Origin of the sequence: Microbacterium sp. SSM24, from assembly GCF_025989145.1 — a bacterium.
GTDB lineage: Bacteria > Actinomycetota > Actinomycetes > Actinomycetales > Microbacteriaceae > Microbacterium.
The window spans coordinates 2580169-2587216 of sequence record NZ_JAPDNQ010000001.1 but is presented as its reverse complement, the minus strand read 5'-3'; the positions used below and the strand labels follow the sequence as shown (position 1 = coordinate 2587216).

General features: G+C 69.8%; 7 protein-coding genes. 2 read left to right on the top strand and 5 right to left on the bottom strand.

Annotation, left to right across the window (positions count from 1 at the left end):
* Window positions 1–445: 445 nt before the first annotated feature.
* From OL358_RS11955 to OL358_RS11945, 3 genes are read right to left on the bottom strand one after another with little or no spacing between them, the layout of a single operon-like run.
* Window positions 446–1288 (bottom strand): DUF4184 family protein, encoded by an 843-nt coding sequence (locus tag OL358_RS11955; RefSeq protein WP_264710184.1) that lies wholly within the window; start codon window positions 1286–1288, stop codon window positions 446–448.
* A gap of 48 nt (window positions 1289–1336) precedes the next feature.
* Complete coding sequence (gene tyrS / locus OL358_RS11950) at window positions 1337–2644, bottom strand: tyrosine--tRNA ligase (protein ID WP_264710183.1); 1308 nt, start codon at window positions 2642–2644, stop codon at window positions 1337–1339.
* Between the two features lie 50 nt (window positions 2645–2694).
* On the bottom strand, window positions 2695–3045 hold the full coding sequence (locus OL358_RS11945; RefSeq protein ID WP_264710182.1) for a VOC family protein: 351 nt from the start codon (window positions 3043–3045) through the stop codon (window positions 2695–2697).
* A 119-nt stretch (window positions 3046–3164) separates the two neighbouring features.
* Between OL358_RS11945 and OL358_RS11940 the strand changes: the two genes are divergently transcribed.
* Both OL358_RS11940 and OL358_RS11935 read left to right on the top strand, forming a co-directional pair.
* Window positions 3165–3812: a SatD family protein gene (locus OL358_RS11940; protein ID WP_264710181.1), complete on the top strand. Its 648-nt coding sequence runs from the start codon at window positions 3165–3167 to the stop codon at window positions 3810–3812.
* Between the two features lie 28 nt (window positions 3813–3840).
* Window positions 3841–4437, top strand: coding sequence for a hypothetical protein (locus tag OL358_RS11935; protein ID WP_264710180.1), 597 nt, complete (start codon window positions 3841–3843; stop codon window positions 4435–4437).
* Between the two features lie 37 nt (window positions 4438–4474).
* Here OL358_RS11935 and argH read toward each other — a convergent pair whose 3' ends face one another.
* Window positions 4475–5905 (bottom strand): argininosuccinate lyase, encoded by a 1431-nt coding sequence (gene argH, locus OL358_RS11930; protein WP_264710179.1) that lies wholly within the window; start codon window positions 5903–5905, stop codon window positions 4475–4477.
* Entirely contained in the window at window positions 5902–7035 is a 1134-nt protein-coding gene (locus OL358_RS11925) for a DUF1624 domain-containing protein (protein WP_264710178.1), read from the bottom strand. The genes argH and OL358_RS11925 overlap by 4 nt, the downstream gene beginning before the upstream one ends.
* Between the last annotated feature and the right edge of the window lie 13 nt (window positions 7036–7048).

The window sequence follows — 7048 nt, the reverse complement described above, 5'->3', positions numbered from 1 at the left end:
AAAAGATGGTCGACGAGGTTATTTGGCATTTGACAAGTGCACGCTGTTGAGTTCTCAAGGATCGGACGCACCCACCAACCAGCCTCACAGCCAGCCCAGCAGGGCAACTTCACAATCTTATCCGCCTTCGGGCCGCTCGTCAAATCGCGCGAACCGGCGTCCGAAGACTCCCGCCCGCGGTCCATGACCGCGCATCCGAGGAGGATGGTCCCCCTCCGTCGACCCGTGGGTCACACCTCTCGGAAGAGGTTCTGGAAGGGGGTGTTTCCGCTTGAGGGGGCGGGGCCTTCCGGCCTCTCCGCTCTTCCCTTTGGGGCGAACAACAAGAACATTACGTGACGGCGCCGCGTCCGTCGAATCGGGCGCGCATCCCGGGCGTGTCGCACCGCCGAACCGCGAGATCCCGCGAGATCCCGCGGGAACCGGCGCCTCCGCGCCACTGCGGTCACGGACGGTTCAAGGCCCGAGTACGTGCCGGGCGCGCCACCTGCACGACCACGCACAGCACGACCGTCACGGCACCCCACAGCGCGCACGCCGGCGGAAGGACCCGGTAGGCGAGATGCGCCACCGTGAAGTCGTCGTCCAGCGGTCCCCACACCGCGAGACCGGTGGACCACGCGAGCGCGAGCACCACCGGCAGCGACAGCCACCACACCCACCGCGCGGCCACGGGAAGCACGCGCCCGACGGGGCCGGCAGCTTCTCGCCGGCTCAGCCAGATGACCGCCCACACGCCGATGATCGCGACTCCGACAGCTCCCGATCCGTACTGGAGCCACTTGAAGCCGAGCAGCGGGCCCCACGCCTCATCGAGAACGGGAAGGATCTCGACTCCCCACCGTCCCTCGTGCGTGAAGAGATCCCACACGATGTGGCTCACGACTCCGAGGAGGAGCGAGACGGCGAGGATCAGCATCCCCCGCCACGACACGCGCCATCGCCGATCGGATCCCGATCCGCCCGTGCTCGTGATCGACAGCGTCTCCCGCATCGCCGCACCTGCCCCGCGATCCCACTCCGCCGGCAGGCGCGAGGCGAGCCACGTCGGCATCAGCTCACGGACCGCCGGACGCAGCACGGCGCGCCAGATCAGCAGCAGTACCAGCGCGAGGGCGACCGTCGCGGGGACCCATGCGAAGTCGTGCGTGCGCCCGTAGTGCAGCGGGAGCCCCCGCACGAACAGGGGGAGGTCGGGGGCCATCGCTCCGACGGCGATCGCGGCGGGAATGAGCGGCGTGCGGATGAACGGCAGCGCGACCACCGCGTGACTCGGTGTGAACGGCATGATCCTCCGTCGGTGGTCGACGGCCGACGCAGGGGGGCGTCGACCGAGTCAGACCTGGACGAAAACCCCGGCGAGAGTCTTCTTACCGCGACGCAGCACCGACACACCGCCGGGCAGTCCTCCGGTGATCACCGCCGCCTCGTCGTCGACCTTCGCGCCGTCGAGCGACACCCCGCCCTGAGCGATCGATCGCCGCGCCTCGGAAAGGCTCGACACCAGCGCCGTGTCGACGAGCGCCTGCACGACGGATGTTCCTCGTGCGACCGTGGCGTTCGGAAGCTCCTCGAGCGCCTGGCCGAGAGTGGCGGCGTCGAGCGCGGCCAGATCGCCCTGGCCGAAGAGGGCTTCGGATGCCGCGACCACGGCGGCCGCGGCATCCGGTCCGTGGACGAACGTCGTGACCTCGAGGGCCAGTCGCTTCTGTGCGGCGCGACGGAACGGCTCGTCCGCGACGAGCTGCTCGTACTGCTCGATCTCAGCGCGCGTGAGGAACGTGAACACCTTGAGACGCGTGATCACGTCGGCGTCGTCGGTGTTCAGCCAGAACTGGTACATCCGGTACGGGCTGCACATCGCGGGGTCGAGCCAGATCGCATTGCCTGCGCTCTTGCCGAACTTCGTTCCGTCGCTGTTCGTGATGAGCGGCGTGCCGATGGCGTGCACCGAGACCCCCTCGACGCGATGGATGAGGTCGGTGCCGCTGGTCAGGTTTCCCCATTGGTCGCTGCCGCCGGTCTGCAGCACGCAGTCGTAGCGGCGGTGCAGTTCGAGGTAGTCAAGACCCTGCAGGATCTGGTAGCTGAACTCCGTGTAGCTGATGCCGGCCTCGGAATTGAGGCGCGCGGCCACGGCGTCTTTCTTGATCATCGTGCCGACGCGGAAGTGCTTGCCGATTCCACGGAGGAAGTCGATCGCGCTCAGCGGCGCCGTCCAGTCGAGGTTGTTGACCATCCGGGCGGCGTTCGCACCTTCGAAGCTCAAGAAGCGCTCCACCTGTGCACGCAGGTAGCCGACCCACTCCTCGACGGTCTCGACGGGGTTGAGCACGCGCTCGGCATCGCGACCGCCGGGGTCGCCCACGAGTCCCGTCGACCCGCCCACGAGCCCGAGGGGCTTATGGCCGGCCAGCTGCAGGCGACGCATGAGCAGCAGCTGCACGAGGTTGCCGAGGTGCAGGCTCGGCGCGGTGGGGTCGAAGCCGCAGTAGTACGTGATCGGACCGCCGGCGAGCAGGGCGCGCAGCGCCTCCTGGTCGGTGGACACATGCACGAGTCCGCGCCAGATGATCTCGTCCCAGACATTCTCGAACGCCGGATCGTTGGCGGGCGCGGTCGCGCTCACGACGGTTTCAGACACGCGGTTCAGGCTATCAGCGGGCAGACGTGCGCCTCGCGCGCCGGGGCGAGTCAGGCGACGGCGATCTCGTCGTAGAGTCCGATCGTGTTGCCCTCGGAATCGCGGATGTACACCCACCTCGAGTTCTCGTCGAGCGGCTGGATCTCACCGAGCTGCTCGCCACCGTTCGCGACCGCCGCCGCGACGGTGTCCTCGATGCGGTCGACCGTGAACACCACCGTCACATGGGGCGACGCGCCCCGAAGGTGGAGGTCGCCGTTCACGCCCTCGCCTTCCGGCTGGCGAAGCATGCCCATCTCGTCGCCCCACGGCTCGTATTCGTACCCCAGGACGGTGCGGTAGAAGGTCTGCGCCCGTGCGATGTCATCGACGGGGATCTCGAAATGCTCCATCTTCGCCATGGGTACACCGTGCCATTCCGGAGCGTCGATCGGAACCCGTGTCCGTTAAGCTCATGCGCTGTATTTTGATGTATTTAGGGTAGAGACTTATGTACGTGAAGCACAGGCGCTAAACTCAGATGAATTCAGCCCTGAGACTCAAGGAGCAGCAGATGTTCGTGGTGACCGCTGACCAGCGCAGGAGCCGGGCCGGCGCCGACCTGGTGCCGGCAGGACTGAGCGCCGTCACCAGCCTTGCGGGTCCCCGTCTCGCCCTCGCACCCGAGCGCACCGCCGGAGACGAGCTCCAGTTCGCGCTGGCAGACCCGCGCGCTCTGCTCGACGTCGCGCTGCACCTCACCCGACTCCACGCATGGAGCGTCGGGATCGGGATCGGCGGAGTCGAGGAGCCGCTGCCCGCAGATGTCCGCGCGGCCCGGGGTCCCGCGTTCGTGAACGCGCGCGAAGGTGTCGACCGCGCGAAGAAGTCGCCCACCCGAGTCGCCGTCGTCGGCGGTGAGGAGGGTGCGGATGCCGAGGCCCTCCTCCGTCTGATGGTCGAGCTGCGCGACCGTCGCACCACGGAGGGGTGGGAACTGCACGATCTCCTGGCCGAGGGGATGACGCAGCGCGAGGCCGCGGGCCGCCTCGGCATCACGGAGGGTGCCGTGAGTCTGCGGGCGCGCAACGCGGGGCTGCGCACCGAGGAAGCTGCGCTCCCCGTTCTCGAGCGACTCCTGCGCCGAGCCGACGACGCTCTCGCGACGCCGGGCCCGACACACGGCTGAGTCGGATGCTCGTGCCAGACTGGGCGGCATGATCGTCCCGCCGGAGCTGTTCTCGCTCGCGGTGCCGCTGTTCCTCTTCCTCACGCTCGGCGGCGCCCTCGTGCTCGTCGTGCTGAGCACGAAGCGCCCGCGGGAGATTCCCCTGCTCATCGCCGGCGGACTGGTACTGCTCTCGCTCGTGGTGGTGCTCGTACTGCCGGCGGAGGTCCACCCCATCGGCGCCATCGCCATCGCGATGCTCGGGGTCGCGCTCGCCGCGGCCGGCGGGAGCCCGGTGACCCGGCGCGTGCTCGAGGTCGCCACGCACGGCCGCGTGCCCGAGGGCGACAACGGCGGCATCATGCTGCGACCGGCTGCGGTCCCGGGGATCGTGCCCGACGACGCCCCCGCGCGCGAAGTCCTCCGCGGTGGTACGACGATCGGCTACCTCGAACGCCTCTCCGTCGCCCTGGCGATCGTGGTCGGCTTCCCCGAGGCCATCGCCGTCGTCGTCGCGATCAAGGGCATCGGCCGGTTCTCGGAGCTCGCGGCCGCAGAGGCGCGTGAGCGCTTCATCATCGGCACCCTCGCCAGCCTGCTGTGGGCATGCCTCGTCGCCGGCGTCGTCCGGCTGGCGATCTGGTGATCACGCCGAGCTGACGCAGGCTCCGTCCTCGCGACGATCAGAGCCCGAGGGCGTGAGCGGCGGCCTGAACGCGTTCGACGAGTTCCGCGCGCTGCTCCCCCACACGGACCGGAGCCGTTCCGCCCGCACCCGTGCGGCTGGCCACAGAACCCTCGACCGTGAGCACCTCGCGCACGTCGGGCGTCAGCACCGGCGAGACCGACAGCAGCTGGTCGTCGGTCACTTCGTGGAGCTCGATGCCGGCATCCTCGCATACCCGCACGAGGTGCCCTGAGATCTCGTGCGCATCGCGGAACGGCACCCCGCGCTTGACCAGCCACTCCGCGACATCCGTCGCGAGGGAGAAGCCCTGCGGAGCGAGCTCCGCCATCCGGTCGGTGTGGAAGCGCAGCGTCGCGACCATTCCGGAGAACGCCGGGAGAAGGGTCTCGAGCGTGCGGATCGAGTCGAAGACCGGCTCCTTGTCCTCCTGCAGATCGCGGTTGTACGCGAGCGGCAGCGCCTTCAGGGTCGCCAGCAGACCCGTCAGGTTGCCGATGAGCCGTCCGGACTTCCCGCGCGCGAGCTCCGCGATGTCGGGGTTCTTCTTCTGGGGCATGATGCTCGACCCGGTCGAGTACCCGTCGTCGAGAGTGACGAACCGGAACTCGCGCGTGTTCCACAGGATGATCTCCTCCGCCAGGCGTGAGACGTCGACCCCGATCATCGCCGTGATGAACGCGAACTCGGCGACGACATCGCGCGCGGACGTGCCGTCGAGCGAGTTCTCGGCGGGACGCGAGAGACCGAGCTCCCGTGCGACCAGCTGCGGATCGAGGCCCAGTGTCGACCCGGCGAGCGCGCCGCCGCCGTACGGCGACACCGACGCGCGCGCCGACCAGTCGCGCAGGCGTTCGAGGTCGCGCACGAGCGGCCAGGCGTGGGCCTGCAGATGATGTGCGAGCAGTACCGGCTGCGCATGCTGGAGGTGGGTGCGCCCGGGCATCACGGCCTCGGGATGCGCCTCCGCCTGCGCGACGAGTGCGTCGACGAGCCGAAGCACATCCCGCGCGATCACGCGGGAATGGTCGAGAAGGTACATGCGCACCAGCGTGGCGATCTGGTCATTGCGGCTTCGTCCGGCACGCAGCTTGCCGCCCAGCTCGGGGCCGACGGTGCGGATGAGCGCCTGCTCGAGGGCGCCATGCACGTCTTCGTCGGACGGCGCGGGCCGCAGGGTCCCGTCGGCGACCGCGCGCGCGAGCGCGTCGAGTCCCTCGTGCATCGCGGACTCCTCGTCCGCCGAGAGATACCCGGCGGCGGCGAGCGCCTTCGCGTGCGCGTGCGACCCCGCGATGTCGTAGAGCGCAAGATCCCAGTCGAAATGGGTGGAGCGGCTCAGCTCGGCGAGCTCGGGCGACGGCCCCGTCGCGAATCGAGCACCCCAGAGTGCGCCTTCGTTCGTCCCGTCGCCTTTGCTGTCGCTCACTGCACCAGCCTACCGACGGCCGCACGTGCGACGAGGCGGGATGACCGATCGATGAACCACTCCAGAGGTCCGCGCCCGACGAGCAGCGCCCACGCGGTGCACAGCACGATCGTCGACAGCGCGAGCGGCCAGAACGGTGCGAGATCGCGGAAGCGCGCCAGGTCGCCGGGGTCACCGAGCAGGACGGTCGCGATACCGGCCCACACCAGCAACTGGCCGACGTACGCCGTGAGCGGCATCGCCCCGACCGCTCGCAACGGCAGCACGACCCACACCACGACGGTGCGGCACACGAGCAGGCACCCCGCGATCACCGCGATGGCGAACCCGCCGGAGCCGACCACCTCGAGCAGGCCGGTCGAGTGCGCCCGCGCGGTCCACAGAGCGGCGAGATAGGAGGAACCCGCCTCCGACTCGACGACGCCGGTGGCGGCGGCTGCGCCGTAGCCCACGAGCGCCAGAAGGGCGCCGGCTGCCAGCATCCGCAGCTGCACGCTCGAGCGACGGATGCCTGCGCGCGCAAGACCGAGACCTGCGACGAGGAAGGCGATCCACGTCGTGAACGGGTAGTGCCAGCCCAGCGCGAGCGACAGCGCGTCACCCGTCGCCGTGCCCCAGAGCGGCAGGTCGTCGAGCGCCACCTGCACGACGGGCATCACCACGGCGAGCACGGATGCCAGGACCAGCAGCGGTCGGGCGTCGAGGACGATCAGCGGCACGGCGAGGAGGAACAGCAGCGCGTACGCGGGAAGGATCACGTACACCGGGACGCCCGTGAGGATGAGCAGGATGCCGATCGCCCACAGCATCGCCGCGCGCACGATCAGCCGCACGCGGGCCGAGCGCAGCGCCGCGCCCGCGAGCGGTGCGCGCTCGCCGGTGAACAGCCCGATGGAGACGCCGGCGACCGTGGCGAACAGGATCGAGGAGCGTCCGTCGACGACGGCGACCCAGGTGGCGGCATCCGTCCAGGCGAACGGATCGCGGATCCAGAGCAGGTGAGCGGCGAACATGCCGATCACGGCCAGCCCGCGCGCGAAGTCGACTCCCGCGACGCGGTCGGGGCCGTTCAGCCGTGCCCAGCGCGCGGCGAGCCGGCCCGGCGTCGCCCGCGCGTCCGGCCCGCTCACACCCGCACGGTCC